This is a genomic window from Sulfitobacter maritimus (assembly GCF_013346665.1).
Lineage (GTDB): Bacteria > Pseudomonadota > Alphaproteobacteria > Rhodobacterales > Rhodobacteraceae > Sulfitobacter > Sulfitobacter maritimus.
This window is the reverse complement of the sequence record NZ_JABVBB010000038.1, coordinates 425,770-450,557: the sequence shown is the minus strand read 5'-3', so window position 1 is coordinate 450,557 and position 24,788 is coordinate 425,770. Positions and strand designations below refer to the sequence as shown.

Annotated in this window: 25 protein-coding genes; 11 read left to right on the top strand and 14 right to left on the bottom strand. The window is 60.2% G+C overall.

All coding sequences use genetic code 11. The annotated features are described in order from the left end of the window. Nucleotide 1 precedes the first annotated feature (1 nt). Nucleotides 2-1,042, top strand: coding sequence for a uroporphyrinogen decarboxylase (gene hemE / locus HTT03_RS16980; protein ID WP_174860967.1), 1,041 nt, complete (start codon nt 2-4; stop codon nt 1,040-1,042). Between the two features lie 322 nt (nt 1,043-1,364). Here the strand turns inward: hemE and hemF are convergent, their stop codons facing one another. Together hemF and idi are read right to left on the bottom strand one after the other, a co-directional pair. After that, nucleotides 1,365-2,246, bottom strand: coding sequence for an oxygen-dependent coproporphyrinogen oxidase (gene hemF, locus HTT03_RS16975; protein ID WP_174860966.1), 882 nt, complete (start codon nt 2,244-2,246; stop codon nt 1,365-1,367). 19 nt (nt 2,247-2,265) lie between these two features. Further along, nucleotides 2,266-2,796, bottom strand: coding sequence for an isopentenyl-diphosphate Delta-isomerase (gene idi, locus HTT03_RS16970; protein WP_174860965.1), 531 nt, complete (start codon nt 2,794-2,796; stop codon nt 2,266-2,268). A gap of 194 nt (nt 2,797-2,990) precedes the next feature. Between idi and HTT03_RS16965 the strand changes: the two genes are divergently transcribed. Further along, entirely contained in the window at nt 2,991-3,470 is a 480-nt protein-coding gene (locus HTT03_RS16965; protein WP_174860964.1) for a c-type cytochrome, read from the top strand. 61 nt (nt 3,471-3,531) lie between these two features. Here HTT03_RS16965 and HTT03_RS16960 read toward each other — a convergent pair whose 3' ends face one another. Genes HTT03_RS16960 through HTT03_RS16930 form a run of 7 tightly spaced genes read right to left on the bottom strand, consistent with a single transcriptional unit; the run spans nt 3,532 to nt 11,224 of the window. Beyond that, on the bottom strand, nt 3,532-4,677 hold the full coding sequence (locus tag HTT03_RS16960; protein WP_174860963.1) for an iron-containing alcohol dehydrogenase: 1,146 nt from the start codon (nt 4,675-4,677) through the stop codon (nt 3,532-3,534). 3 nt (nt 4,678-4,680) lie between these two features. Continuing rightward, nucleotides 4,681-6,054: an aldehyde dehydrogenase family protein gene (locus tag HTT03_RS16955; RefSeq protein WP_174860962.1), complete on the bottom strand. Its 1,374-nt coding sequence runs from the start codon at nt 6,052-6,054 to the stop codon at nt 4,681-4,683. Between the two features lie 2 nt (nt 6,055-6,056). Further along, nucleotides 6,057-7,421, bottom strand: a complete 1,365-nt coding sequence (locus tag HTT03_RS16950) for a glutamine synthetase family protein (RefSeq protein WP_174860961.1) — start codon at nt 7,419-7,421, stop codon at nt 6,057-6,059. A 59-nt stretch (nt 7,422-7,480) separates the two neighbouring features. Next, nucleotides 7,481-8,518 (bottom strand): TRAP transporter substrate-binding protein, encoded by a 1,038-nt coding sequence (locus HTT03_RS16945; RefSeq protein ID WP_174860960.1) that lies wholly within the window; start codon nt 8,516-8,518, stop codon nt 7,481-7,483. 50 nt (nt 8,519-8,568) lie between these two features. Next, nucleotides 8,569-9,894 carry a TRAP transporter large permease gene (locus tag HTT03_RS16940; protein WP_174860959.1) on the bottom strand — a complete coding sequence of 442 codons (1,326 nt, stop codon included), beginning with the start codon at nt 9,892-9,894 and terminating at the stop codon, nt 8,569-8,571. Next, complete coding sequence (locus HTT03_RS16935; protein ID WP_174860958.1) at nt 9,894-10,460, bottom strand: TRAP transporter small permease subunit; 567 nt, start codon at nt 10,458-10,460, stop codon at nt 9,894-9,896. The genes HTT03_RS16940 and HTT03_RS16935 overlap by 1 nt, the downstream gene beginning before the upstream one ends. Beyond that, the gene (locus tag HTT03_RS16930; RefSeq protein ID WP_343035873.1) at nt 10,457-11,224 is read right to left on the bottom strand and encodes an N-formylglutamate amidohydrolase; all 768 of its coding nucleotides are present in this window, start codon (nt 11,222-11,224) and stop codon (nt 10,457-10,459) included. The genes HTT03_RS16935 and HTT03_RS16930 overlap by 4 nt, the downstream gene beginning before the upstream one ends. 120 nt (nt 11,225-11,344) lie before the next feature. Here HTT03_RS16930 and HTT03_RS16925 point away from each other — a divergent pair, with 120 nt between their 5' ends. The 5 genes from HTT03_RS16925 (at nt 11,345) to HTT03_RS16905 (ending at nt 16,312) form a co-directional block, all read left to right on the top strand. Further along, nucleotides 11,345-12,217 carry a MurR/RpiR family transcriptional regulator gene (locus HTT03_RS16925; protein WP_174860956.1) on the top strand — a complete coding sequence of 291 codons (873 nt, stop codon included), beginning with the start codon at nt 11,345-11,347 and terminating at the stop codon, nt 12,215-12,217. A 133-nt stretch (nt 12,218-12,350) separates the two neighbouring features. Continuing rightward, nucleotides 12,351-13,403, top strand: a complete 1,053-nt coding sequence (nadA, locus tag HTT03_RS16920) for a quinolinate synthase NadA (RefSeq protein WP_174860955.1) — start codon at nt 12,351-12,353, stop codon at nt 13,401-13,403. An 11-nt stretch (nt 13,404-13,414) separates the two neighbouring features. After that, nucleotides 13,415-14,977, top strand: coding sequence for an L-aspartate oxidase (locus HTT03_RS16915; protein WP_174860954.1), 1,563 nt, complete (start codon nt 13,415-13,417; stop codon nt 14,975-14,977). Next, entirely contained in the window at nt 14,974-15,819 is an 846-nt protein-coding gene (nadC, locus tag HTT03_RS16910) for a carboxylating nicotinate-nucleotide diphosphorylase (protein ID WP_174860953.1), read from the top strand. Before HTT03_RS16915 ends, nadC begins: the two co-directional genes overlap by 4 nt. A 43-nt stretch (nt 15,820-15,862) precedes the next feature. Continuing rightward, entirely contained in the window at nt 15,863-16,312 is a 450-nt protein-coding gene (locus HTT03_RS16905; RefSeq protein WP_174860952.1) for a GNAT family N-acetyltransferase, read from the top strand. Here HTT03_RS16905 and HTT03_RS16900 read toward each other — a convergent pair. From HTT03_RS16900 to HTT03_RS16890, 3 genes are all read right to left on the bottom strand, one after another. Next, complete coding sequence (locus tag HTT03_RS16900; protein ID WP_174860951.1) at nt 16,302-17,807, bottom strand: heme biosynthesis protein HemY; 1,506 nt, start codon at nt 17,805-17,807, stop codon at nt 16,302-16,304. The genes HTT03_RS16905 and HTT03_RS16900 overlap by 11 nt on opposite strands. Nucleotides 17,808-17,817: 10 nt before the next feature. Further along, on the bottom strand, nt 17,818-19,353 hold the full coding sequence (locus HTT03_RS18910; RefSeq protein ID WP_343035872.1) for a mitofilin family membrane protein: 1,536 nt from the start codon (nt 19,351-19,353) through the stop codon (nt 17,818-17,820). 72 nt (nt 19,354-19,425) lie between these two features. Then, nucleotides 19,426-20,031: a uroporphyrinogen-III synthase gene (locus HTT03_RS16890; RefSeq protein WP_174860950.1), complete on the bottom strand. Its 606-nt coding sequence runs from the start codon at nt 20,029-20,031 to the stop codon at nt 19,426-19,428. A 168-nt stretch (nt 20,032-20,199) separates the two neighbouring features. Between HTT03_RS16890 and tsaD the strand changes: the two genes are divergently transcribed. The 4 genes from tsaD to HTT03_RS16870 are packed head-to-tail and all read left to right on the top strand — an operon-like array spanning nt 20,200 to nt 22,934. Further along, nucleotides 20,200-21,291: a tRNA (adenosine(37)-N6)-threonylcarbamoyltransferase complex transferase subunit TsaD gene (tsaD, locus tag HTT03_RS16885; RefSeq protein ID WP_174860949.1), complete on the top strand. Its 1,092-nt coding sequence runs from the start codon at nt 20,200-20,202 to the stop codon at nt 21,289-21,291. Then, entirely contained in the window at nt 21,288-22,241 is a 954-nt protein-coding gene (locus HTT03_RS16880) for an NAD(P)H-dependent glycerol-3-phosphate dehydrogenase (protein WP_174860948.1), read from the top strand. The genes tsaD and HTT03_RS16880 overlap by 4 nt, the downstream gene beginning before the upstream one ends. 1 nt (nt 22,242) lies before the next feature. Further along, nucleotides 22,243-22,515 (top strand): YciI family protein, encoded by a 273-nt coding sequence (locus tag HTT03_RS16875; protein ID WP_174860947.1) that lies wholly within the window; start codon nt 22,243-22,245, stop codon nt 22,513-22,515. Further along, nucleotides 22,515-22,934: an EVE domain-containing protein gene (locus HTT03_RS16870; protein WP_174860946.1), complete on the top strand. Its 420-nt coding sequence runs from the start codon at nt 22,515-22,517 to the stop codon at nt 22,932-22,934. The genes HTT03_RS16875 and HTT03_RS16870 overlap by 1 nt, the downstream gene beginning before the upstream one ends. Before the next feature lie 281 nt (nt 22,935-23,215). On the opposite strand, the gene HTT03_RS16865 is transcribed toward HTT03_RS16870, so the two are convergent. Continuing rightward, entirely contained in the window at nt 23,216-23,557 is a 342-nt protein-coding gene (locus tag HTT03_RS16865; protein WP_174860945.1) for a DUF2853 family protein, read from the bottom strand. Between the two features lie 166 nt (nt 23,558-23,723). Then, nucleotides 23,724-24,593, bottom strand: coding sequence for a PRC-barrel domain-containing protein (locus tag HTT03_RS16860; protein WP_174860944.1), 870 nt, complete (start codon nt 24,591-24,593; stop codon nt 23,724-23,726). Nucleotides 24,594-24,788 lie beyond the last annotated feature (195 nt).

The window sequence follows — 24,788 nt, the reverse complement described above, 5'->3', positions numbered from 1 at the left end:
TATGACCACCAACAAGACCATCCTGCGCGCCCTTGCGGGCGAAACCCTGCCGACCCCGCCGATCTGGATGATGCGCCAAGCCGGGCGCTACCTGCCGGAGTATCGCGCCACACGGGCCAAGGCGGGAGATTTCCTGTCGCTGTGCTACAATTCCGAACTGGCGGCTGAGGTCACTTTGCAACCCATTCGGCGCTACGGGTTTGACGGGTCGATCCTCTTTGCCGATATCCTGCTGGTGCCGCAAGCGCTTGGGGCCGATCTGTGGTTCGTTACCGGCGAAGGGCCGCGGCTGTCGACGATCACGACCAAGTCCGAGATGGAGGCCCTGAAGCCTGCGGATGCGATCCATGAGCATCTCGCCCCGATTTATGAGACCGTGCGCATCCTGTCTCGCGAACTGCCCAAAGAGACCACGCTCATTGGTTTCGCTGGCGCACCGTGGACAGTGGCGACCTATATGATCGCGGGCAAAGGCACGCCAGATCAGGGGCCAGCCCATGCGTTGAAGAACGAGAACCCGGAGGTATTTGATGCGCTGATGGAGCGGATCACGCTGGCAACGATTGAATATCTCGACATGCAGATCAAAGCAGGGGCCGAGGTGATTAAGCTCTTTGATAGCTGGGCTGGATCGCTGCAGGGCACTGACTTTGACCGCTATTCGACCGAGCCTTTGCGCCAGATCATCAGCGCGCTAAAAGCGCGTCATCCACATGTGCCGATCATCGCCTTCCCGCGCGGTGCCGGGGCACGGTTTGCCAATCTGCATGCCGCCACCGGGGCGGATTGCATCGCGGTTGACGATGGGGTCAGCGCGGAATGGGTGGCTGAGAACGTGCAGCCTAATGGCTGTGTTCAGGGCAACCTCAAATCTTCGCATATGGTGACGGGCGGCGATGCGCTGGTGCAGGAGACCCGGGCGATTGTCGATGCGCTGTCGAAGGGGCCGCATATCTTCAATCTGGGGCATGGCATCACGCCGGATGCGGACCCGGAGAATGTGCAGTTGATGATCGATACGGTGCGCGAAAAGCGGGACTGAACACTAGCACCATGATACGAGTGCGATCGCCTGCCTGCGGGTCGGCGATCCTTCGGATGCTTTTTGCCAATTTATGGTGCAGACTTGTGCTCGCGAAGTCTCTCCCAGTGTAACCCAATCGCCTACCCAGCCGCACCAGAGGTGCGCCCAATATACTCCGGCACGCCTTTAGCGTGACAGGGCGGGCAAGCGACGGCCCGGCGCCTACGGCTTCATTCCGAGCCGGGGTGTTAGTCCTCGCGGGAGGTGGCCTGCCGGGCAACCAGGGCGCGCCAATCATATCAAGGCACACCTTCGGTTTTTCTTCGGCCGGAGCGCTACATCAAACCCACTTCGCCATCGGCGGCAGGCTCATCAGCACCGCATCAGGGTCATGCCCTGTCTCCAACCCAAACTTCGTTCCCCGGTCATAGACAAGGTTGTACTCGGCATAGAGCCCCCGGTGCCGCAACTGCACGTCCTTGTCATCCATGTCCCAGTCGATCCCGCGCCGCTTGTCGACCAGCGGCACAAAGGCAGGCAGGAACGCGCGGCCCACATCTTGCGTCAGCGCGAAATCGGCCTGCCAATCGCCACTGTTGCGGTCGTCGTAAAAGATGCCGCCTACGCCCCGCGTCCGTTTGCGGTGCGGAATGTAGAAATACTCGTCCGCCCAAGCCTTGAGCTCGTTATAAAGTGTCGTACCATGAGGATCGCAGGCTCGCTTCATCTCGGCATGGAAATGTGCGGTGTCCTCGTCGTATTCGATACAGGGGTTCAGGTCCGCCCCGCCCCCGAACCACCACGCATGCGGGGTCCAGAACATGCGCGTGTTCATGTGGACAGCAGGCACATGCGGGTTTTGCATATGCGCAACCAGACTGATGCCAGATGCCCAAAAGCGCGGATCTTCGGCCATGCCCGGCAGTCCTTTTCGTGCCGCCATCGCCGCCTGCGCACGCTCGCCCAAGGTGCCGTAGACGGTCGAGATATTTACACCGACCTTCTCAAACACACGACCACCGCGCATCACAGACATCTCCCCGCCTCCGGCGTCAGAGCCATCGGGCGCTGTGCGGGTGGTGTTGCTCACCACGAACTGCCCGGCCTCCTCTTCGCCCACATGGCGCGCTTCGATGTCGTGGAAAGCCTGTACGATCTCATCGCGCAGGGTGCGGAACCACGCCGAGGCGCGGGCCTTTTCGTCTTGCATGTCGTCGGTCATCTTTTGCCCGCCTTTCTTGTCAATTCGCTGCCCCGTCACCAAGGATAAGCCCTTCATGTTCCGCCATATAAATGCGTAGCCAAGGGGTATAGCGCTCGGGGTTTTGTGTGAGGTCGGCGTGCAGATCGCGCAGGCGCATCCAGTTGGTTGCCATGACCTCGTCGGGGTTTATTGCCATTTCCAAACTTTCAGGCGCATGGGCCAGAAAGACATCCACCACCTCATGCTCGATCAGCCCCCCGCCCACATCGGCGCGGTATTCGACCTGCCCACGGTGGTCCAGATCAAGCGCCGTGATCCCAAGTTCTTCGCGCAAGCGCCGTTCTGCGCAGTCCTCTGCAGGCTCGCCCCACTCGGGATGGGTGCAGCAGGTGTTCGCCCAAAGGCCGGGCGTGTGGTACTTGCCAAGGGCGCGCTGTTGTAGCAGCAGCTTGTCGCCCGCAATGACAAAGATCGACACAGCCTTATGCCGCAGCCCCCGCTCATGCGCAGCGAGCTTTTCGACAGGCTGTAAGGTGCCATCGACCCAAGCCGGGACCATGATCTCCATCAGATGCGCTCCGCCTTGGTCATATCACCCTCGGGTTATGAAAAAATACATGCGCGGTTATCAGGGCAATTTCCCATAGGCTCAACAGCTAACACCCTGATCGGCCCAATGATGCTACACTTTGGCGCAGCCTGCGCCCTTTACCCTTACGCCCAAAACGCTAGGTTTCCCCCGAAAGCTGGAGGAGTTTGTATATGACTATGCGTATTGCGTCTATTTTCGCCCTTTGTCTCGGAGCCAGTCCGCTCTTGGCAGATAGCCACGCCACCGGCGACGCGGAGGCCGGGGAAAAGGTGTTCCGTAAGTGTAAAAGCTGCCACATGGTCACCGACGATGAGGGCAATGACATTCAAAAAGGCGGCCGCACCGGCCCGAACCTTTATGGTATCTATGACCGTGTTGCCGGATCGGTCGAAGACTATCGCTATGGCGACTCGATCGTCGAAGCGGGCGAAGAAGGTCTTGCATGGGATGAAGAGCACTTCGTTGGCTATGTGGCGGACCCAAAAGGCTATCTAGCCGATTTCCTCGACACCAAACGCGCGAAATCCAAGATGACCTTCCGTCTGAGAGATGAAGACGACGCCAAGGATGTCTGGGCCTATCTGGTTTCAGTCGGGCCTGAGATCACCGAAGAAGACATGAAAGGCGCCGAAGCCGAGAAGACAGAGTAAACCGTCTTTCCGGGCGGTGCTAAAGAACGGGGGGCCGATGATCCGGCCCCCCGTTTTGCGTTTAAAAACAGTCGCGCAGCAGTTGCGTGACGTTCTCTTTGGTCAGTTCGATCGGGTTGCCGCCACAGCTTGGGTCTTGCAAAGCCGAGGCCACCAGCGCGTCGATATCAGGGTCTGTCACGCCAAGCGCGGTCAGATTGGCGGGGATGTTTAACTCTGCATTCAGTTTGCCCACGAAATCATAGAAGCCATCAAAACCGCCTACGATATCAAGATAGGCTGCGGCTTTGGACAACCGATCTTCGATCGCGGGATGGTTCATCCGCAACACCGGCTGCATGACGACCGCGTTGGTGGTGCCGTGATGGGTGTGATGCACCGCGCCAATCGGGTGGCTGATGGCATGGATCGCACCAAGACCCTTTTGAAACGCCGTGGCCCCCATCGCGGCTGCAGACATCATATGGCCGCGTGCTTCGATGTTGCTCCCGTCCGCATAGACGAGCGGTAGGTTCTCCTTAACCAGACGCATCCCTTCAAGGGCCATGCCTTGGCTCATCGGGTGGTAATGCGGCGAGCAGAAGGCCTCCAGACAATGGGCGAATGCGTCCATGCCGGTGCCTGCCGTGATCATCGGCGGCATGCCGACGGTCAGTTCCGGGTCGCAGATCACGACGGCGGGGAGCATTTTGGGGTGGAAGATGATTTTCTTCTCATGGGTCTGGGAATTGGTAATAACGCTGGCGCGGCCCACTTCCGACCCGGTGCCGGCGGTCGTCGGCACTGCCACGATCGGCGCGATGCCATCCGCGTCGGCGCGGGTCCACCAATCGCCGATATCTTCGAAATCCCACAGCGGGCGCGTCTGGCCCGCCATGAAGGCGATGACCTTACCCAGATCGAGACCGGAGCCGCCGCCGAAGGCGATCACGCCGTCATGGCCGCCGTCGCGGTAGACCTTGATGCCCGCCTCGGCGTTCATTTCGGTCGGGTTGGGGTCAACGTCCGAGAACATTGCACGGCCCAGACCTTCGGCTTCCATCAAGTCTAGTGTCGACTGGGTGATCGGCAAATAGGCCAGCCCTTTGTCGGTGACCAAGAGGGGCTTTTTGATACCCGCGGCGGCGCAGGCCTCGGCAATCTCTTTAATCCGGCCCGCGCCGAAACGGATGGCGGTGGGGTAAGACCAATTGGCAGTCAGGGACATGTCTCAGGCTTTCTTGAGGTGGTAGGATTTGGGGCGTGTCAGCGCGTGATAGCCCAGTTCAGACAGGCCCGCGCCGCGCCCGGTTTGCTTGCAACCGGTCCAGCAGAGCGCCGGGTCCAGATAGTCGGCACGGTTCATAAAGACAGTGCCTGTCTCCAACCGTTGGCCGATGGCCTCGGCGGCGTCAGCGTCAGCGGTAAAGATCGCAGCGGTCAGGCCAAACTGGCTGTCGTTCATAAGCGCGATGGCTTCTTCGTCGTCCTTGACCGGCATGATGCCGACCACGGGGCCAAAGCTTTCGTCACGCATGACGCGCATCTCATGGGTCACTTCTGTGAGGACCTGCGGGGTCAGATAGGCACCACCATTATCAGCGGGCATTTTTTCGATATGCGCCTTGGCACCTGCGGCAACGGCCTCCTCGATCTGAGCGCGGACCTCATTGGCGAAGCGCACGTTGGCCATCGGGCCAAGCGTCGTCGCTTCTTCCAACGGGTTACCGAGGTTGAGGTTGTTCACCCATGCCACGGCCTTTTCGACGAAGGAGTCATAGAGGCTTTCGTGCACATAAATCCGTTCGATCCCGCAGCAGCATTGGCCCGCGTTGAACATTGCGCCGTCCATCACACCGTCGACTGCCGCGTCGAGGTTGGCATCGGCCCGGACATAGGCGGGGTCTTTGCCACCCAATTCGGTCGCGACACCGGTGAAGGTGCCCGCCGCTGCGCGTTCCATCGCCTGACCGCCGCCGACCGAACCGGTGAAGTTGACGAAATCGAAGGTGTTGTCGGCGATCAGTGCAGATGTGGTGTCATGGCTCAGCACGACGTTCTGGAACACATCCTCGGGCACGCCCGCAGCGCGGTAGGCGTCAGCGAGGTGTTCACCGACCAGAATGGTCTGCGAGGCATGTTTCAAGATCACCGTATTACCCGCAATCAGGGCGGGCGCGATGGTGTTGTTGGCGGTCATATAGGGGTAGTTCCACGGCGCCACGACGAAAACCACGCCATGCGGCTCGCGCATGATCTTCCGGCTGAAGGCGTCGCTGTCCTCGATCACCTTAGGCGCCAGCGCATCGGCGGCGATTTTCGCCATGTGGCTGGTGCGCTCCTGCAAACCACCGAACTCACCGCCATAGCGCACCGGGCGGCCCATCTGATGGGCCAGTTCCTTGGTCATCCGGTCAGTGGAATTCTCGATCTCTTTCAGCGCGCCCATCACCAGATCGACACGTTCCTGCAAAGGCCGGGCGGCCCATGCCTTCTGCGCCTTGCGGGCACGCGCGACCGCGTCCTGCGCCGCCTCCGGGCTTAGGGTTTCGCGTTCCGCATAGACCGAACCGTCAATCGGAGAGATACATTTTACCGTCGTCATTCTCAGGCCCTTTCAAAGCCACGGGCGATTTCCCAATCGGTCACCACCCGGTCAAATTCTTCCTGCTCCCATTCCGCCGCGCGGGTGTAATGGGTCACTACATCGTCGCCCAAAGCCTCACGCAGGAACGTTGAGCCGCGCAGGGTCTCGGTTGCTGCCCGCAGAGTCTGGGGGATATCGACAGCGTCGGATTCGCCGTAGGCATCGCCGCGTGTGGGCGGGGCGAGTTCCATCTTGTCTTCGATCCCTTTAATCCCAGCGGCCAGCATGACCGCCTGCGCCAGATAAGGGTTTAGGTCCGATCCGCCAATACGGCATTCGACCCGCACGCCCTTGGTCCCCGCGCCGCAGAGGCGGAAACCAGCGGTGCGGTTGTCGACGGACCAGACGGTCTTGGTGGGGGCAAAGGTGCCTTTGGCGAAGCGTTTGTAGCTGTTGATATAGGGCGCGAGGAAATAGGTGTATTCCGGCGCATAGGCGATCAAACCGGCCATGTAGTGGCGCATCAGGTCGGACATGCCCAGTTCGTCGTCCGTATCAACAAACATCGGCTTGCCGTCTTTCCACAGCGACTGATGGACGTGGCTGGAAGAGCCGACGCGGTCGTGGTTCCATTTAGGCAGAAAGCTCGCTGCATGACCCTGTTGCCATGCGATCTCCTTGACCGCATGTTTTGCAATCGTGTGGTAGTCGGCACAATCCAGCGCTTCGGAATAGCGGATGTTCAGCTCTTCCTGCCCAGCCTCGGCCTCGCCCTTGGTGTTTTCAATCGGCAGACCGGCGGCAAAGAGATGGTTACGCAACGGGCGCATCACGTTCTCTTCCTTGGTGGTCTGGAAGATGTTGTAATCTTCGTTGTAACCGCTGATCGGCGTCAACTCGCGATAATCGCCCTTACGGATCGCGTCGAAGCTCTGCTCGAAAAGGAAGAATTCAAGCTCGGTCGCCATCATCGCGTCAAAGCCCAACTCCTTCAGCCGCGCGATCTGTTTCTTCAGCATGGCGCGAGGGGAATGGGGGACGGGAGCATGGGTGTCGTGGTCCAGCACGTCACAGAGCACCATCACCGTGCCTTCGAGCCACGGCACCGGGCGGATCGTTTCAAGATCAGGCTGCATGACATAATCGCCATAGCCGGTCTCCCACGAGGTCGAAGCAAAGCCTTCGGGCGTCGACATCACGAGGTCAGTGGCCAACAGGTAGTTGCAGCAATGGGTCTCTTTGTAAGAGGTCTCGACAAAGTTCACGGCGTGGAAGCGTTTGCCCATCAAGCGGCCCTGCATGTCCACAAGGCAGGCAAGAACGGTATCCACCGAGCCGTCTTTAACCATTTTCTTCAGCGCGTCGAATGTCAGGGTGCCGGGCATGTTCTGTCCACTTCAAGAGATAAGGCGGGGGCGCGGGTCGCGCGCCCCCGGTTGTCGGTTCAGCCGTTGGTGTAGGGCGGACCGGCTTTGTTGATGACTTCGTTATACTCGCGGAAGATCTGCACGATCTTGGCGTGCACTTCGCCTTCCTCAGCGATCTCGGTCCAGAACTCCTTGGCCGCGTTTTCGACCTCGGCCCATTCATCGGCAGGCACGGTGCTAAGCTTAAGCTTGTCACCCTGTGCGCGCAGGCGCGCCTCACCGCCCCAGTACCACTGGTTGCGGTATGTGTGGCCCGCCTCGATACCCGCCATGACCAACTTCTTCAGGTGATCTGGCAGATCAGCCCACTGCTGCTGGTTCACGAAGAACGACCCGATCCAAGCGCCCGAGATGTTGTTGGTCAGGAAGTAGTCGGTCACATCGGCCCAGCCGACGGTGTAGTCTTCGGTGATGCCCGACCATGCCATGCCGTCCAACTCGCCTGTTTGCACGGCGACTTCGGCATCTTCATAAGGAATGTTCACCGGCACCACGCCGAACTTCGACAGGAAGCGGCCCGCGGTGGGGAAGGTGTAGAGCTTCAGACCGTCCAGATCAGCGACGGACTTGATCTCTTTCGTGGTGTTGAAGTTACAGGGGTCTTGGCCCGCAGCAGACAGCCATTCGACCCCAACCTTGGCGTATTCCTCTTTCCAAATATCGGCCAGGCCGTATTGGTTAAATAGCACCGGCACGTCGAGGATGTGCTTGGTGGCAAAGGGGAAGTAGCCGCCGAACTGCTGCAACGGTGTCGGCGATGCCATGGAGTCGTCATCGGAATGCACCATGTCGATGGTGCCGCGCTGCATGGCTTGGAACAGCTCGCCGGTGGGCACAATCTGGTCGGCGTAGAAGAGTTCGATCTCCATCTCGCCATTGGCGGCGGCGTTAATGTAATCGACGGCAGGTTTGGTCACCTGTTCCCCCAAGGCAGCACCCGCGTAGGTCTGCATGCGCCATTTGATCGGCGCTTGGGCATGGACAATGGACGGCGCGGCAAGAGCCGCTGGGGCGGCGACGGCGGCCCCGGATAGAAACTTTCTGCGAGTGGTCATACGTCTCTCCTTTGTTGAAATGTCAGGCCGTCTTTGCGCGGCTCTCGTTGTTATTTGTCGTAGATGTAATCGGGCAGCCATGTGGCGATCTCTGGGAACAGCATGACCAATATCAGCGCTAAGACCATCACCAATACGAAAGGCGTGATCGAAGCATAGATGTCGCGCAGGGTGATCTCTGGCGGGGCCATGGCGCGCATGAGGAACAGGTTATAGCCAAACGGCGGCGTCATATAGGCGATCTGCGTAGTGATCGTGTAGAGGATACCATACCAGATCAGATCAAAGCCCAGCGCACCGACAAGCGGGACATAGAGCGGGGCCACGATCACGAGCATAGCCGTGTCATCAAGGAAGGTGCCCATGATGATGAAGCTCAGTTGCATCAGGATCAGGATCATCCAGGGGCTGAGGTTCATCTTTTCGGTGAACAGGCTTTCAATCGCCTTCACCGCGCCCAACCCGTCAAAGACTGCGCCAAAAGCCAGCGCCGCAAGAATGATCCACATGAACATACAAGTGATGCCCAGCGTGTTGCGCACCGAATTCTCGAACACGGTGCGCGTCATGCGACCCTTGAGCACCGCCGCAAGGAAGGCCGCACCCGCACCAATGGCCGAGCTTTCCACAAGGCTGGTCCAGCCGTTGACGAAAGGCACCATCATCACCGCAAAGATCACCAGCGGCAGGATGCCCGCCCGCAACAGACGCAACTTTTCGGCGCGGGGAATGTCACGGTCTTCGGCAGACAGCACCGGGCCGAGGGTCGGGTTCATCCAACAGCGGATCACGATATAGGCGATGAACATCGAGGCCATCATCAGCCCCGGCACTACGCCCGCGAGCCACAGCTGCCCCACCGGCTGCCGCGCGATCATCGCGTAAAGCACCAGCACGACCGAAGGCGGCACAAGGATACCAAGGCTCGACCCCGCTTGGATCACCCCGGTCACCATCCTTTTGTCATAGCCGCGTTTCAGCAATTCCGGCAGCGCAATGGTCGAGCCAATCGCCATACCCGCCACACTGAGACCATTCATCGCCGAAATCAGCACCATCAGACCGATCGTACCAATCGCCAGCCCGCCGCGCACGCCGCCCATCCAGACGTGGAACATCTTGTATAGGTCATCGGCGATGCGGCTCTCGCTCAGCACATATCCCATGAAAATAAACATCGGCAGCGTCAGCAGCGGATACCATTTCATCAGCTTCATCGCGGCGGCAAAGCCGATGTCATAGCCGCCTTTGTCGCCCCAAAGCAGTAGGGCCGAGACCACAGCAATAAAACCAATGGCGCCAAAGACGCGCTGGCCGGTCAACAACATCAACATCATTGATGAGAACATCAATGTCGCGATCATTTCATAAGACATTAAATGGCCTCACCCTTGAGCCGCAGCACGTCTTTTGCGAGCTCGGACAGACATTGCAGCAGCATCAGAAAGATACCGACGATCATCACGACCTTGATCGGCCAGAGGTAAGGCCGCCAAGCGGAACTGGATTGCTCCATATGGCCGACCTCTTCACTGCCGGTGATCAACCCGCCGAAGAAGCTGAACGGCTCGGTCCCCCAATAGCCTAACGAATAGGCTGTGGAACTGATGGCCCCATAGAGCAGCACGCAGAGATAGAAGATGAGGAAGCAAACGGTGAAGAGATCAAACCACGCCTTCCGACGCAGCGACCAATCGCCATAAAGCAGGTCCATCCGCACGTTAGAGCCAAGCTGGATCGAATAGGGACCACCCAAAATGTAATAGCCCACCATGACAAACTGCGCCATTTCCAGCGTCCAGAGCGAGGGGACAAAGAAGGCCTTGCTGACGGTGGACCACAAAAGCACCCCCATCAGGACAAAGATGCCATACATCATGATCCGCCCGATCCGCCGGTTCATCGCGTCGATGCCTCGGATATATCCCCGCATCATTCTCATCGGTTGGCATCCTTCATTTCCGGCCGCTCAAGGGTGGCGCGCAGCCAGTTGCTGATCATCTCGGCCATCTGCTGTTGCTCAGCTTCGGTCGTGATGAGGTCATTACGGATTTCAAGCATGACATGCGGATGACCATGCGCCAAACCATGTTCTTTCAACGTATGGGTCACGCCGTCTTGCGGACCGTAAGGCGCGTTACGCTCGACCTTTAGATCTGTGAACTCTGCCGCCACCGCCAGCATCGCATCGGCAAGGCGCGTGTCACTGTCGTGTAGAATCCCGATCTCCACGCTGCGCGGCTTGCCGTGGTAGATGGGGGTGAAACTATGCACCGTGACGATCGCAGGCGCATCGACCCGCTTGATCGTCGCGGCCAAAGTCGCGCGGAAAGGCTCGTAGTAGCGCGTCACCCGCTCGGCCCGGCCTGCGTCATCAAGCGCGGCATTGCCGGGGATCGCGAAAATCTCGCTTTGCGCAGGCATCGCGCCGGGGGCTTCGGGCGGACGGTTGCAGTCATAGACGAGACGCGAGACGCGCCCCGCGACCAGCACCGCATCCAGTTCTTCCGCCATCGCGCGAGCCACCCCCAAGGCACCGGGGTCCCAAGCCACATGGCTTTCGCGGGCCGCAGCATCCAGCCCCAGACCGTCGTAGCAGGCTGGTATGTCACGCGCCGCATGTTCGCAGACCAAGACCAGCGGCGCCTTGGCCCCGGCGTTGATCACCTCGACGGCTTCATTCGAAAGATCTGTCTGGTCTGACACCCTGTCCCCCTCAGTTGCATCAAACCTCATTCGGGCGGGGGGCTTCTGTCAACAGAATAATGTCAAATTTATTACAACGCCGTTCAGTTTGTGTTATTACTCGTCAAAAGAGGGGCATCCATGGCTGAACCGACGCTGACCATCTCCGACCGTATCCAGCAAGAGCTGGACCGGCTGACCCGTGCGGAACGCCAACTTGCCCATTCGATTCTAGAGAATTACCCTGCGTCCGGCCTCGGCCCGCTGACCGCGCTGGCCGAGGCCGCCAATGTCTCTACCCCCACCGTGGCGCGGATGGTGCAAAAGCTGGGGTTCAAAGGCTACCCCGAGTTCCAGAACGAGCTGCGCGAGGAGCTGAAGGCCAAGGCCAAAAACCCCATCGCCAAACACGACACATGGACCGAAGGCGCGCCCTCTGGCCATGTGCTCAACCGTTTTACCGACGCGGTGATCAACAACATCCGCCATACTTTGGGTCAGATCGAACCTGAGACGTTTGACCGCGCTTGTGCGTTAATAGCCGACACGGCGCATCCACTTTATATCGTCGGGGGGCGGATCACCCACACGATGGCGGAATATCTGTTCCTACATGCGCAGATCATCCGTCCGCGCGTGACGCATATCCAATCCACCTCGAATGCGTGGCCGCATTATCTGCTCGATGTGGGCGAAGGCGATGTTTTCGTTATTTTCGACGTGCGCCGCTATGAAAACAACACGCTCAAGCTGGCGGAAATGGCTCATGCGCGGGGGGCCAAGATCATCCTTTTTACCGACCAGTGGCGCTCGCCGGTGCATAGCCTCGCCGATATCTGTTTTTCCAGCCGCATCGTCGCACCCTCGGCTTGGGACAGCGCAGCGGCGACCTTGCTGTTGGTGGAAAGCGTGATCTCCTCTATGCAGGACATCAATTGGGCCGACACCAAAGATCGGGCGGAGCGGCTGGAAGAGATGTTTGATCAGACCCGACTATTCCGCAAATTCACCTGATCTTTCCCCTGAACACCCCTGTCGCAGGGGGTAATAGCTTGCCCAAAATCCACCAGTCGTCTATGGCCAGCACGCCGGGTGTGGTGTCCAGCGCGGTGCCGTGACACGCGCCAAGGCCGGAGGGGGACCGACCATGCGTGATGAAATCTTTTCACCCGGCGAGCTTGAGCGCCACTATGACCTCGCGCCATCGCCAGCGCTGGCGGCTGAAATGGCCGATCTCTATGCCAAGATGGACCGTGTGGTTTCACCCCCCGATTGGGCCATCCACGCGCCCTATGTTGCCGCGATCAACAAGCTTAAGAAAGAGCGCAACGCGGTGATCCTCGCGCATAACTACATGACGCCGGATATCTATCACGGCATCGCGGATTTCGTCGGCGACAGTCTGCAATTGGCGGTGAAGGCGACCGAGGTCGAGGCCGATGTGATCGTGCAATGCGGCGTGCATTTCATGGCCGAGACCTCGAAGATCCTGAACCCCGCCAAAACTGTGCTGATCCCCGATATGGAAGCGGGCTGTTCGCTGGCCGAAAGCATCACCGCCGAGGGTGTCGCACAGATGCGCGCAGAGTACCCCGGCGCGCCGGTGGTGACTTACGTCAACACCACGGCCGAGGTGAAAGCAGCGTCGGACATCTGCTGCACCTCGTCAAACGCAGCGCAGATCGTCGCGGCGCTTGAAGCCGACACGATCATCATGACGCCGGACAAATATCTGGCCCAGAACATCGCCAAACAGGTGCCGGAAAAACGCATCGTCTGGTGGGACGGCGCTTGCATTGTACATGAACGCTACACTGCAAAAGACATCGCGGACTACCGCGAGTGGAACCCTGACACCCGCATCATCGCGCACCCCGAATGCCCGCCCGATGTGGTGGCCGAGGCGGATTTCTCCGGCTCCACCAGCGGTATCCTCGACTATGTCCACCGCGAGAAACCGGCGAAAGCGATGCTGGTCACCGAATGCTCCATGGCGTCCAACATTGCCGACGAGCTGCCCGAGGTCGATTTCGTCGGCCCCTGCAACATGTGCCCCTACATGAAGAAGATCACGCTCGAAAAGGTGCTCTGGTCGCTCCACACGAAGTCCGGCGCGGTTGAGGTGGAGGCCGAGGTTGCCAGCAAGGCGCGGGTGGCCGTGCAACGGATGATCGACCTTTCCCGCGAACTCGGCCTCTGAAGGGCGCGCGCGTGGAAGAGATCACAACCGGCAGAATCATTATCGTTGGGGCCGGTCTGGGCGCGCTCTATGCCGCGCTATGCCTTGCGCCGCGTCCTGTTTTGCTGATCTCGCCCGATCCGCTCGGATCGGGGGCCAGTTCCGCTTGGGCGCAGGGCGGTGTGGCTGCCGCTATGGCACAGGCCGACAGCCCGGAGGCCCATGCGCTCGACACCATCAAAGCAGGGGCCGGCACAGTCGAGCCGCGCGTCGCCGCCACCGTCACGGATGAGGCCCGCGCCCATATCCTTGCCCTCACCGACTTTGGCACCGCCTTCGACCGCAGCGCCGATGGCGGCTATGTCTTGTCGCGCGAGGCCGCGCATAGCTTTGCCCGCGTCGTGCGCGTGCAGGGCGATCAGGCGGGGGCCGAGATCATGCGCGCGCTGATAGAAAAGCTGCGCGGCACGCCATCGATCCAAGTGGTTGAAGGCGTGCTGGCGCGCGGCTTGGACAGCGACGGCACCAAGGTCACCGGGGTTGAGGTTGAACTCTCCCGGCCCGAAGGCTCCGCCCCCGTGATGCTACGCGGCGCGGGGGTCTTGCTGGCGGGCGGCGGGTCGGGCGGGCTTTATGCGCTGACGACCAACCCGGCCCGCATTCGTGGAGAGGTGATCGGCATGGCCGCCGGCGCAGGCGCGCTTATCGCCGATGCAGAGTTCGTGCAGTTCCACCCCACCGCCATCGACTGCGGCGAAGATCCCGCGCCCTTGGCAACGGAAGCCTTGCGCGGTGCCGGGGCGCATCTGATCAACCGCGAGGGCGCGCGCTTTATGGAAGAGGTTCACCCCCTTGCCGAACTCGCTCCGCGTGACATCGTGGCCCGCGCGATTTTTGCCCAGACCCAAGCGGGTCTGCGCCCCATGCTCGACACCCGCAAGGCACTGGGTGCGGCGGTGCTGACGGACTACCCCGCCGTCGCCGCAGCCTGCGCGCGCAATGGCATCGACCCTGTCAGCCAGCCCATCCCGGTGGCCGCCGCCGCGCATTATCACATGGGCGGCGTCGCCACGGATGCGCATGGACGGTCCAGTCTTGCAGGTCTTTGGGTCTGTGGAGAGGCTGCGTCAACCGGGTTGCATGGTGCGAACCGACTCGCATCGAACGGGCTGCTCGAAGCGCTCGTCTTTGCCCGCCGCGCGGCGCAGGACATGCTGGAGGAGTGCGGCGCAGGCGGTAGCGACACGGTAGCCCTGCCCGATCTCCCTACTGGCGAAACGCCTGATGCGGCCCTCGTCACCGAGTTGCGCCAAACCATGACGCGCGATGTCGGCGTCCTGCGCGATGCGACAGGGCTGCGCCGCGCCCTTGCCACCATTGCGCAGATTGAGGCCGCACAACCCGACTGTGCGCAACTGCAAAACATGACAGCCACCGCAACCCTGATCGCCGCTGCCGCCCTTGCCCGCCGCGAAAGCCGCGGCGCGCACTGCCGCACCGACTATCCCGAAACACGCCCCGAAGCTGCGCGCAGCTTCATGACATTGGCGGAGGCCCGCGTCCGCCGCTCCAACCCCGAGGACGCCCCAAGATGACCACCGCCCTGCCCGACCTGATCCTTGAGCCGCTGGTCCGTGCCGCCTTGATGGAGGACCTCGGCACCTATGGCGATGTCACCACCCGCAGCGTGATCCCCGCAGGGACAACCTATGCCGCTCGGCTGCGCAGCCGCGCAGATGGGGTCGTCTCAGGCATGCAAATCGCGCGGCTGGCCTTTCACCTCGTTGATCCCACGCTTGAGGTGCGCACGCTGAAAGAAGATGGCTGCAAGATCGCAAAAGGCGATGTCTTGATGGAGATCGAAGGCGCGGCCGCCGCGATCTTGTCCGCTGAACGTGTGGCGCTGAACTTTGCGGGGCGCCTGTCGGGCATCGCCACCCTGACGGCGGCCTGCGTGGCCGAGACGAAAGGCACCGAGACCCGCATCACTTGCACTCGGAAAACCACGCCGGGGCTGCGCATGGTCGAAAAACAGGCGGTGCTGCATGGCGGCGGGTTCAATCACCGCTTCTCGCTCTCAGATGCCATCCTGATCAAGGACAACCACATCGCCGCCGCTGGGGGCATCCGGCCTGTGTTGCAGGCGGTAAAAGCCAATGCCTCGCATATGATCCGGGTCGAGATCGAAGTGGACACGCTGGCGCAACTCGAAGAGGTCTTGGACGAAGGCGGCGCGGATGTGGTGCTGCTGGATAACATGGACACCTCCACCCTCGCGCAGGCCGTCGAAATGGCGCAGGGGCGCATCGTGTTGGAGGCCTCGGGCAATATGACCCTGCCGCGCCTTGCCGAGGTCGCGGCAACGGGGGTCAACTACATTTCCATGGGCGCGCTGACACATTCTGCGTCAACGCTGGACCTTGGGCTGGATTTCTGAACCAACTGGGGCAAAGATCGCGCAGCAGCGAAGGGAGCCCGCCATGTCCGACCTTACAGTCCGAACCGTGAAAGACCATGACCGCGCCGATTGGGAGCGGCTCTATCAAGGCTATGCTGAGTTTTATAAAGTCGAGCAGACGCCGGAGATGCGAGCGCGGGTCTGGTCTTGGCTGCATGATCCCTTGACCGAGGTCGAAGGGCTGGTCTGCGAGAATGCGGATGGCCGGGTGATCGGCCTGACCCATTTCCGGCATTTCGCGCGCCCCTTGGCGGCGGCAACGGGCTGCTTCCTCGACGATCTTTTTGTGGAGCCGCAAGCACGCGGCAGCGGGGCTGCCGACGCGCTGATCGGGGAGGTACAAAAGATCGCTCAGAAACGCGGGTGGAGCCTTGTGCGCTGGATCACGGCCGAGGACAATTACCGTGGCCGTGGCGTTTATGACAAGCTCGCCACGCGCACCAACTGGGTCACCTACGACATCAAGCTGTAGGGTCTGGCGCCTTTCTCGGGGCATCGGAGTTGGTAGGCTCTTCTGGCTCCGTCACCAACTCCGCCTCTTCGATATCGTCGCTGCGCGTTACCACCGCGCCTTCGGTCGGGGTGGTCTCGGGTGTGCCGACGATCAGCGGAAGCATCTGCACACCGCTTGGCGTCGCGACTTCCGACAGCGGCGGTGTCTTCCATTCCAGCGTGTCAAAGCTCTTGCAGTTCTCGCAGATCGGCTTCCACTCTGCATGGATATGGTGGCAGTTTTCACAGATCCACTGTGGCCCGCGCGAGACATTGAGCGCACGTGTCAGCCAGCCTTTGACCACCGTATCCGACGCGCCCTCGCCCCGCTCGATCGCGGCCATCAGTGTGACGGAACGGGCCGAAGGATCAGTCTCCACCAGATTGCCAAGCGCACGACGGGCTTCGGGAAAGTCCTCATTCGCGATGTGCAACTCGGCCAGCAGCATCTTGGTTTCGGGATGGTCCGGCTGCGATTTGGTCAGCGCGCGGAAGCGTTTGATCCGCTGTTGCGGAGTCTCATCGGGCTGGATCTCTGCAAAGGCAGCGGCAAGGTCTGGGTGCGGGTGAACGCTCCACGCTTTTTGCAGAATCTTAGAAGCGTAACGCGGTTTGTCCTGCGCGATATAACCGCGTGCGGCCATGACCGCTGCCGGGACCAAATCAGGCGACAATCGGTTCGCTTCAATCGCAGCTTCACGCGCTTCGATGCTGTTGCCCTCGGCGATGACATCGCGGGCTTCAGACAACGCAAGTACCGCATCGCGGCGTTTATGCACATCACGCGGCAGTTGGCCGTTTTTGTACTTGGCCTGCAACGTCTGACGCGCTCCGGACCAATCATGCTTATCGGCCTGCAACTTGAGCAGCGTGTCGCTGGTTTCTTCGTGGTTCGGCTTCAGGGCAAAGGCTTTTTCGGCCAGTTTCAACGCGGTTTCCGTATCACCTTCGGCCAGCTTTTGCTTCATGATGCCGCGCACACCGACGAAACGGGTCTTTTCGTCTTCGACCAGCTTGCGATAGGTCCGCTCCGCCTTGCGCCGATCTCCGGCCAGTTCGGCGGCCTGAGCGGTGAGCAGATTGGTCAAAGCCGGGCGTTTCAGGTAGCGGTCTGCCTTCGCGGCTTTGGCCATAGCGACCTGCCCCTCACCGCTGGCGAGCGCCATAAGCCCGTCAGACAGCGCTTGATAGCCTTTACGCTCGCGGTTGCGGTCGAAATAACGCGACAGGGCAGTCTCATCACCATTCAGGAAATGCCAAGTGGCAGACAGCAGCGCCACGATCTTGAGCAGCACCCAGACAGCCAACATCAGCAGTGCGACCGCGATCACCGATTGCAAAGGGCCGAGGGTATATTCAGTGCCAGCGACGGTCAGTTGTATTCCGCCTTCGCTTTCCAGCAAGAACCCAGCCCCCCAGGCGAGCGCGGCCACCAGCACGACGAAAAGAACGATTTTAATTAGAGACCAAAGCATTTGTCGTTCCTCAGTTTGCCGTCAGGCGTTGTGACAGGTCGTCAGCGGCGTTTTCCGCTGCTTGACGGGCGCGTGCATCGGCAAGCCAGTCCGCCATGGCGTCTTGCGCAGCGTTTGATAGCGTTTCAATCTCGGCCAGCGCATCGGTTAGGCGGCCATCGCGCACAGCGGCTTCGGCACGCGACAGTACGGCATCCGGGTCCGTCCCCTCGCGCGGGGCGACGGAGCGTGCGCCCAACTGGCGCTTCAAAAAGCTGCCAAAACCGCTTTCGCCCCCTTCCGGCACCTCTGCACGCGCCGTCGCAAGAGCCGCGCGGGCGGCGTCAGGATAGCGTGACTGAAGGTTGGCAAGGGTAACAACACCACCGCTGGCTGCGCTCAGCGCTTCGGGGATGTCTTCGACACCTGCCGCCTGCAGTTCAGCCAAAACCGCGTCAAAGGGCCGTCCAGCCGCGAGGGCCGTGTTGATCCGAGACATCGCCGTTTGCGCGCGGGCGGCCTCAGCCGCTTCGGCGGTCGCTTCTTCCACGCTTTGGGCGTTTTCAAGCAAGGCTTCGATTTCGCTGCGTTGTTCGGCGACAGAGTTCCGTAACGCTTCCATCTCACGCTCAAATGCCGCGACAGCGATTTCATTGTCTCCGCCGCTGGCAGGCTGCTTCTCGACCGTCGTCAAACGGCTATCGATCCCGGCTAACTGCTCCTGCAACGTCGCAAGCTCTTGGCGAGCGGTGGTCAACTCTTCGGTGAGGGCGGCAACTTCCGGCGGGGTTTCGGGCTCTGGTGCAGGGGCGTCAACGCGGGTTTCCAGTTCTGCGATACGGGCTTGTTGCGCGTCGAGTGCTTCTTGCAGCGCCGCTTCGTTCTGCGCGCGATTGCCAAGCACATCGTATTCCGAAGCCGCATAGCCCAACCCGCCGGCGATAAGACCGCCCAGCACCATCGGGAAAAAGACGCTCCGCTTGCGCTCTTTGACGACAGGTTCTGGCGCCTTGGTGTTCTGTACCGGCTTCTCGGCTGGAGTCTTTTCGCTTGGCTTTGCAGTATCTGTCTTTGCACTGTCCGATTTTGCAGTCGACGTGGAGCTGGTGGGCGATGCGCTGGTCGCTTTGCTCGCACCCTTGTCCCACGGCTTGCTGCTGTCTTTGTCAGTTGTGGTCTTCGGCGGCTTGGCGGTTGCGGGGGGGGAAGTATCGGCCTTGGCTTTCTCGGGCGTCACCGGCGATGGCTTCGTTGAGGCATCTGATGCTTTTGGCTTCGCCTCATCCAACGCGGGGGCGGTATCCGATTTGTCAGTGGCAGCAGAGGTTTCAACCTCAGCCGACGTCTTTACCGCAGATTTGGCTGTGTTGTCTTTCTCAGCCGCGTCCACAGTTTTCGCATCTGGCTTATCCGTCTCAAAAGTCGATGGGGCCTTATCACCAGTCTGCGTTGCAGACGGTTTGTCCTCCGGCATGGGTGTTGTCGCTTCTGACTTGTCTGACACCGTTTTATCGGCTGCGGTCTCGTTGTCTTCGCTTTTAGTGACAGTCTTTTTGGGTTTCGCCACGCCGCCCGCCTTTCCGATTCTGAACCTGTCTATCGCTTGCCGCAGCAAGCTTACCCGGCATAAATGCGCCTCTCAAGGCAAGGTGGAGCGGCGGAACAGTTTTTCAACGGCTTCTGCCATAGCTTCACCCGTTGGGAGCGCTGCCACATCATGCGCACGTAGCGGCAGGCCTTCAAGCGCCTGTGCGGCGGCATCGCTGATTGAAACCGCAAGCACTTGAGCGGTGCGCGCAGCCTCACGCGCGAACTGCGCGGCGCTGCGCGGGGAAAATAACGGGACCAGCACCGGGTCATCCCCCTGCAACAAGTGCTGTGCTTCATCGCTAAGCGCCAAAAGACGCTGCTCATAAAGGGTATGGACGTCAGTGGTCAGCCCGGTTGCCGTGAGGTCTCCTGCAATGTCACCGCGCCGGTGCAGACCAGCCAGATGCAGCAATGGCCCAAGGTCGGCGCGACCAGACAGTTCTGCAATCATCGAAACCGCGTCAAAGCCCGACATCTGCGCTTGCCAGCCTGCCGCGAGCGCTGCCTCTGTCGTCTGCGGCCCCACACAATAGGCCGGGCGCCCCTCCCCCGCGGGCGCATTGGCAACGGCGTTTGCCGAGGTAAAGATCACGCCGGCATAGCCGCTCAAGTCTGGCGCGTCGCCGCTGGGTACAATCTCAATCAAAGGCGACACCACGACCCCCTTATGAAGGGCAGAAGGCAACCGTTTCAGAAAAACGGCCGAACTCTGAGGCGGGCGGGTCAGAAGCAGTCTTGGCTGCGTCATGTGAGGGCTCCGGCATTGTTTGCGGCTGACAGCGGTGTTACCTGCGGTACAGGTGCCTTGCAACGGAAAGCCCCCATGCCCAGACCTCAGCTCATTCTAGGATTGGAAAGCAGCTGCGACGATACCGCCGCCGCCATCGTACGTATTGACGAAGACGGGCGCGGCGCGGTGTTGTCCTCTGTCGTTGCAGGTCAAACGGCGTTGCATGCGGATTTTGGCGGGGTCGTGCCCGAGATTGCAGCACGCGCCCATGCCGAGAAGCTCGATCACTGTGTCGAAGACGCGCTCGCCGAGGCCGGGATCGCCTTGCCTCAGATCGATGCCATTGCCGTGACCGCAGGGCCGGGGCTGATCGGTGGCGTGGTGTCGGGGGTGATGTGCGCCAAAGGTCTGTCGGCAGCCACGGGCAAACCTCTTTACGGGGTCAATCATCTGGCAGGCCACGCCCTAACGCCCCGTCTGACAGACGATGTGCCATATCCCTATCTGATGTTGCTGGTTTCCGGCGGGCATTGCCAGTTCTTGATGGTGCGCGGGCCGAACAATTTTGAACGGCTTGGCGGGACCATTGACGACGCGCCGGGTGAAGCCTTTGACAAGGTTGCCCGGCTGCTCGGTCTGCCCCAACCCGGAGGCCCGTCGATTGAGGCTTGCGCCAAAACCGGTGATCCTGAGCGCTTTGCGCTACCCCGTCCACTGTTGGATCGCGACGGCTGCGATATGTCCTTCTCTGGCTTGAAAACGGCAGTTCTACGCGCGCGGGACAAAGCTATGGCCGATGCGGGCGGGCTGACGCACCGGGATCAAGCCGATCTTGCCGCCGGATTTCAAGCCGCCGTGGTCGAGGTGCTGGCAAAAAAGACCCGCCGTGCCTTTGCCAACTACCCCCAAGACGCGCCGCTTGGGCTTTGCGTGGCGGGTGGCGTGGCTGCGAACCAATCCATTCGCGCGGCGCTAGAGGCGGTCGCAGCAGAGCAATCGGCGCGGTTCATCGCGCCGCCGCTCGCGCTGTGCACAGACAATGCCGCGATGATCGCTTTTGCTGCTGCCGAACAAGCGGCGGAACGTGGCTTCGATGACTTGAGCCTTTCGGCCCGCCCACGCTGGCCGCTGGATACGGTCCGCCCATCAATGCTTGGCAGCGGGAAAAAGGGGGCCAAGGCATGAGCATTTCAGTTCTCGGCGCAGGAGCGTTTGGCACGGCGCTGGCAATCTCATTGGCCCGCAAGGAACCTGTCACCCTCTGGGCGCGGCAGCTGGGGGATATGGACCTCACGCGGGAGAACAGCAAACGCCTGCCCGGTTGTGCTTTTCCGGATGATCTGGCTGTAACGGATGATTTCGCGCAGGCTGCACAGGCCGATATTCTGCTGCTCGCCGTGCCCATGCAAAAGCTGCGCGACTTGCTGACAGCGCAGGCCGACAACCTTGCCGGGAAACACCTTGTTGCCTGCTGCAAAGGTATCGAATTGCGCAGCGGATGTGGGCCGGTCACCATTATCGAACAGACCATTCCCAACGCGACAGCTGCGATCCTCACCGGGCCGAGCTTTGCGGCTGATATTGCCCGCGGCCTCCCCACTGCTTTGACCCTTGCCTGCGCGGATGCCAGCGCGGGCGCCGATCTGCAAAAAGCACTCACGACCGAGAACATCCGGCTCTACCGCACCACGGATACCATCGGTGCCGAACTTGGCGGGGCGCTAAAGAATGTGATCGCCATCGCCAGCGGTGCGGCTATTGGTGCCGGGCTGGGAGAGAGCGCGCGTGCTGCCGTGATGACACGCGGCTATGCGGAAATGCAGCGCCTTGCAGCGCATTTGCAGGCGGAGCCGACGACACTGGCGGGGCTTTCAGGTTTCGGAGATTTGACGCTGACCTGCACCTCCGAACAGTCACGCAATTATCGTTTGGGCCAATCGCTGGGGGCTGGCCACGCCTTTGACGCGGACACAACGGTTGAGGGCGCCGCCACAGCGCGCGCTGTCGATGCTCTGGCGCGGGATGCGTCGCTTGATATGCCCATCACCCGCGCGGTGGCTGCTCTGCTCGACAATGAACTCGATGTCGCCACTGCCTTGAAATCGCTACTCACCCGACCCCTAAAGGAAGAATGATATGCTTGTTGCCCTCTTCGCCCATGACAAACCAGATGCACTGTCGATTAGGCAGGAAAACCGTCCGGACCATCTGGCCTATCTGAAATCAAGCGATGCCGTTGCCCAAGCTGGGCCTTTGCTGGACGACGAGGGTACAATGATCGGCTCGCTCATCATTCTTGACGTCGCGGACATGGACGCGGCGCGGACATGGGCCGAAAATGACCCCTATGCAAAGGCTGGTCTGTTCAAAAGCGTGACCCTGACCCATTGGAACAGGGTCATCGGCTAATGGCCTATTGGTTGTTCAAAACCGAACCCGTGACATGGAGTTGGGAGGACCAACTGGCCAAAGGTGAGGCGGGCGAAGAATGGGACGGCGTGCGCAACTATCAGGCGCGTAACTTCATGCGCGAAATGCAGCTTGGGGATCTGGGCTTCTTTTACCACTCCCAGAAAGACCGCGAAATAGTGGGGATCGTCGAAGTCTGTGCCGAGGCGCATCCTGATAGCACGACTGATGATGACCGTTGGGACTGTGTCGACGTCAAAGCCGTGCGGCCCTTTGTGACGCCAGTGACGCTTGATACGATCAAAGCTGATCCTCGGCTGAGCGATATGGTGTTGGTGAAAAGTCCCCGCCTATCCGTGCAGCCTGTGACAGCGCAGGAATGGCAAATCATCTGCGCTTTGGGCGCTACGACGCCCTGAGCAAATTTGCCCCGGTCCAACACTGAAAAACGAAAAAAGGGTTCCGGCACCCCGCCAGAACCCTTTCTCACCCCGTGTGCTCCCAAATCCACCACACACGTATTCGAAATCTCGTTCTGGCCGTCCTGGCCGATGTAATAGGGATACCCGAAAGCACCGATTTAGGCAACTTCCGAGTATCTCAAACCCCTTGGAAAAACGAAATACGCGCTTAACCAAACAGGGCTGCTGTAAAGGTTTTAGTTACCTATAAACAAAGCGTTACGCTGGCCCCTAGTCCGTCAGGCATAGACGCTTTCTTTACCAAAATGCTTGACCAGCAGGTAATAGATCACAGCACGGTATTTGTTGCGTTCAGAGCGGCCATAGGTCTCAATCGCCTTTTGAATACCGCCCATCAGATGCTCGTCATCCGGCAGGCCGAGCTTCTTGATCAGAAAGTTGTCCTTCACCGTGTTCAATTCTGCCGTATCACCAGCCGAAACGGTTTGAGCGTCCGCGTTATAGATCGACGGGCCGCAGCCGATGGTTACCTTGGTTAACAGGTCCATATCAGGCTCTACACCGCATTTGTTGCGCAGGTCCTCAGCATATTTCGCGATCCATTCGTCACGTTTGCCCATATCAATACTCCCTTGTGTCATTTCGGCCCTCGCTAGGGTCCTTGTGCCGCAGCCTAAGGTCAAACAACTGTTTCGCAAACTATTTCTGTGAATGCGCCTGCACGGGCGCATACACAGAAAGAGGCGCCCGCAAGGGGCGCCTCCAATAGACCGTTAGGGTTGAGGTTTAAGACGCGTCGTCGAGGGGAGCGTCTGTTTCCAGTGCTTCGATCTCGCCTTTGTTCACCTCGAGCTGGGATTCCAGCTCGGCTTTGGTCCAAGCGCTCAGCTTCAGGTCGTTTTCAGCAGCCATGGAAATCTCTTCCAGCGGCACTGCGACGGTGCGCTCGCCAAGGCCCAAGAAACCGCCCATGCCAACAACTGCAGCATAGCCCTCATCGGTTTTGATCACATAGTCGACTTCGCCAACTTTCTCGCCATCGGCTTCGACCACAGTCTGACCGATCAAATCACCGGCAACCATCCCGGCAAAAGCGTTGCTCATGCTGGTGTCGGTGCGCGTGACGTCCGTTTCCATCGCGGTTTCGGTATCCGAAGAGACGCCAGCGGTCAGGTCGGTGTCGCTGTCCAGTTCTGCATCATCGTCGGAGGCGAGATCAGTGTCTGTATTGCTGTCGATATCGCTGTCGGTCTCGGCGCTCAAAGTCGAATTCGACTCGGAGTCGGAGTTGCCGTTCAGATCAGCTTCCGCGTCCAGCGTTGTGTCTGTCTCCATCTCGGTGTCAGACGCCATCTCGCTATCAGTCTCAACATCGGCATCAACGTCAGCATCGGCCGTGTCGGTAGCTGAATCCACGGCACCATCGATGGCATCGGCAGTGTCGTCTGCGGTATCACGCAGGGACTGCGCCGTATCCTCAGCCTGCTTTTTCAGCGAGTTGCCAAGATCATCTGCGCTGTTGCTTACGCTTTCACCCGCGACGGTTGCTTCGGCCTCAGCGGCCGCGTCTGCGGTGGCGTCTACATCCTGTGCAAAGGCGGTGCCTGCGGTCAGAGCGAGCGCGGCGACGGTTGAATTCAGGAATGTACGTTTCATTTTCGAACTCCTTTCGGTGTTGGTCTGGGGAGGAAACACCGCTCTCGGGTAGATGTTCCGGCAGCTTTCGGAAGCGGGCAGGAATGTGCCTGAATCCGCCGATTGAGCGAAAATTCTATTATTTTACAGAGATTTGAAGCCGAAACAGAAAAGCACCGCCTGAAATCAATCAGGCGGTGCTCTCTTAAATATCCG

What these genes read in the sequence shown, in the direction of transcription:
- hemE (WP_174860967.1), top strand. Translation starts at nt 2, where the DNA reads ATGACCACCAACAAGACCATCCTGCGCGCCCTTGCGGGCGAAACCCTG.
- hemF (WP_174860966.1), bottom strand. Translation starts at nt 2,246, where the DNA reads ATGACCGACGACATGCAAGACGAAAAGGCCCGCGCCTCGGCGTGGTTC.
- idi (WP_174860965.1), bottom strand. Translation starts at nt 2,796, where the DNA reads ATGGAGATCATGGTCCCGGCTTGGGTCGATGGCACCTTACAGCCTGTC.
- HTT03_RS16965 (WP_174860964.1), top strand. Translation starts at nt 2,991, where the DNA reads ATGACTATGCGTATTGCGTCTATTTTCGCCCTTTGTCTCGGAGCCAGT.
- HTT03_RS16960 (WP_174860963.1), bottom strand. Translation starts at nt 4,677, where the DNA reads ATGTCCCTGACTGCCAATTGGTCTTACCCCACCGCCATCCGTTTCGGC.
- HTT03_RS16955 (WP_174860962.1), bottom strand. Translation starts at nt 6,054, where the DNA reads ATGACGACGGTAAAATGTATCTCTCCGATTGACGGTTCGGTCTATGCG.
- HTT03_RS16950 (WP_174860961.1), bottom strand. Translation starts at nt 7,421, where the DNA reads ATGCCCGGCACCCTGACATTCGACGCGCTGAAGAAAATGGTTAAAGAC.
- HTT03_RS16945 (WP_174860960.1), bottom strand. Translation starts at nt 8,518, where the DNA reads ATGACCACTCGCAGAAAGTTTCTATCCGGGGCCGCCGTCGCCGCCCCA.
- HTT03_RS16940 (WP_174860959.1), bottom strand. Translation starts at nt 9,894, where the DNA reads ATGTCTTATGAAATGATCGCGACATTGATGTTCTCATCAATGATGTTG.
- HTT03_RS16935 (WP_174860958.1), bottom strand. Translation starts at nt 10,460, where the DNA reads ATGAGAATGATGCGGGGATATATCCGAGGCATCGACGCGATGAACCGG.
- HTT03_RS16925 (WP_174860956.1), top strand. Translation starts at nt 11,345, where the DNA reads ATGGCTGAACCGACGCTGACCATCTCCGACCGTATCCAGCAAGAGCTG.
- nadA (WP_174860955.1), top strand. Translation starts at nt 12,351, where the DNA reads ATGCGTGATGAAATCTTTTCACCCGGCGAGCTTGAGCGCCACTATGAC.
- nadC (WP_174860953.1), top strand. Translation starts at nt 14,974, where the DNA reads ATGACCACCGCCCTGCCCGACCTGATCCTTGAGCCGCTGGTCCGTGCC.
- HTT03_RS16905 (WP_174860952.1), top strand. Translation starts at nt 15,863, where the DNA reads ATGTCCGACCTTACAGTCCGAACCGTGAAAGACCATGACCGCGCCGAT.
- HTT03_RS16900 (WP_174860951.1), bottom strand. Translation starts at nt 17,807, where the DNA reads ATGCTTTGGTCTCTAATTAAAATCGTTCTTTTCGTCGTGCTGGTGGCC.
- tsaD (WP_174860949.1), top strand. Translation starts at nt 20,200, where the DNA reads ATGCCCAGACCTCAGCTCATTCTAGGATTGGAAAGCAGCTGCGACGAT.
- HTT03_RS16880 (WP_174860948.1), top strand. Translation starts at nt 21,288, where the DNA reads ATGAGCATTTCAGTTCTCGGCGCAGGAGCGTTTGGCACGGCGCTGGCA.
- HTT03_RS16875 (WP_174860947.1), top strand. Translation starts at nt 22,243, where the DNA reads ATGCTTGTTGCCCTCTTCGCCCATGACAAACCAGATGCACTGTCGATT.
- HTT03_RS16870 (WP_174860946.1), top strand. Translation starts at nt 22,515, where the DNA reads ATGGCCTATTGGTTGTTCAAAACCGAACCCGTGACATGGAGTTGGGAG.
- HTT03_RS16865 (WP_174860945.1), bottom strand. Translation starts at nt 23,557, where the DNA reads ATGGGCAAACGTGACGAATGGATCGCGAAATATGCTGAGGACCTGCGC.
- HTT03_RS16860 (WP_174860944.1), bottom strand. Translation starts at nt 24,593, where the DNA reads ATGAAACGTACATTCCTGAATTCAACCGTCGCCGCGCTCGCTCTGACC.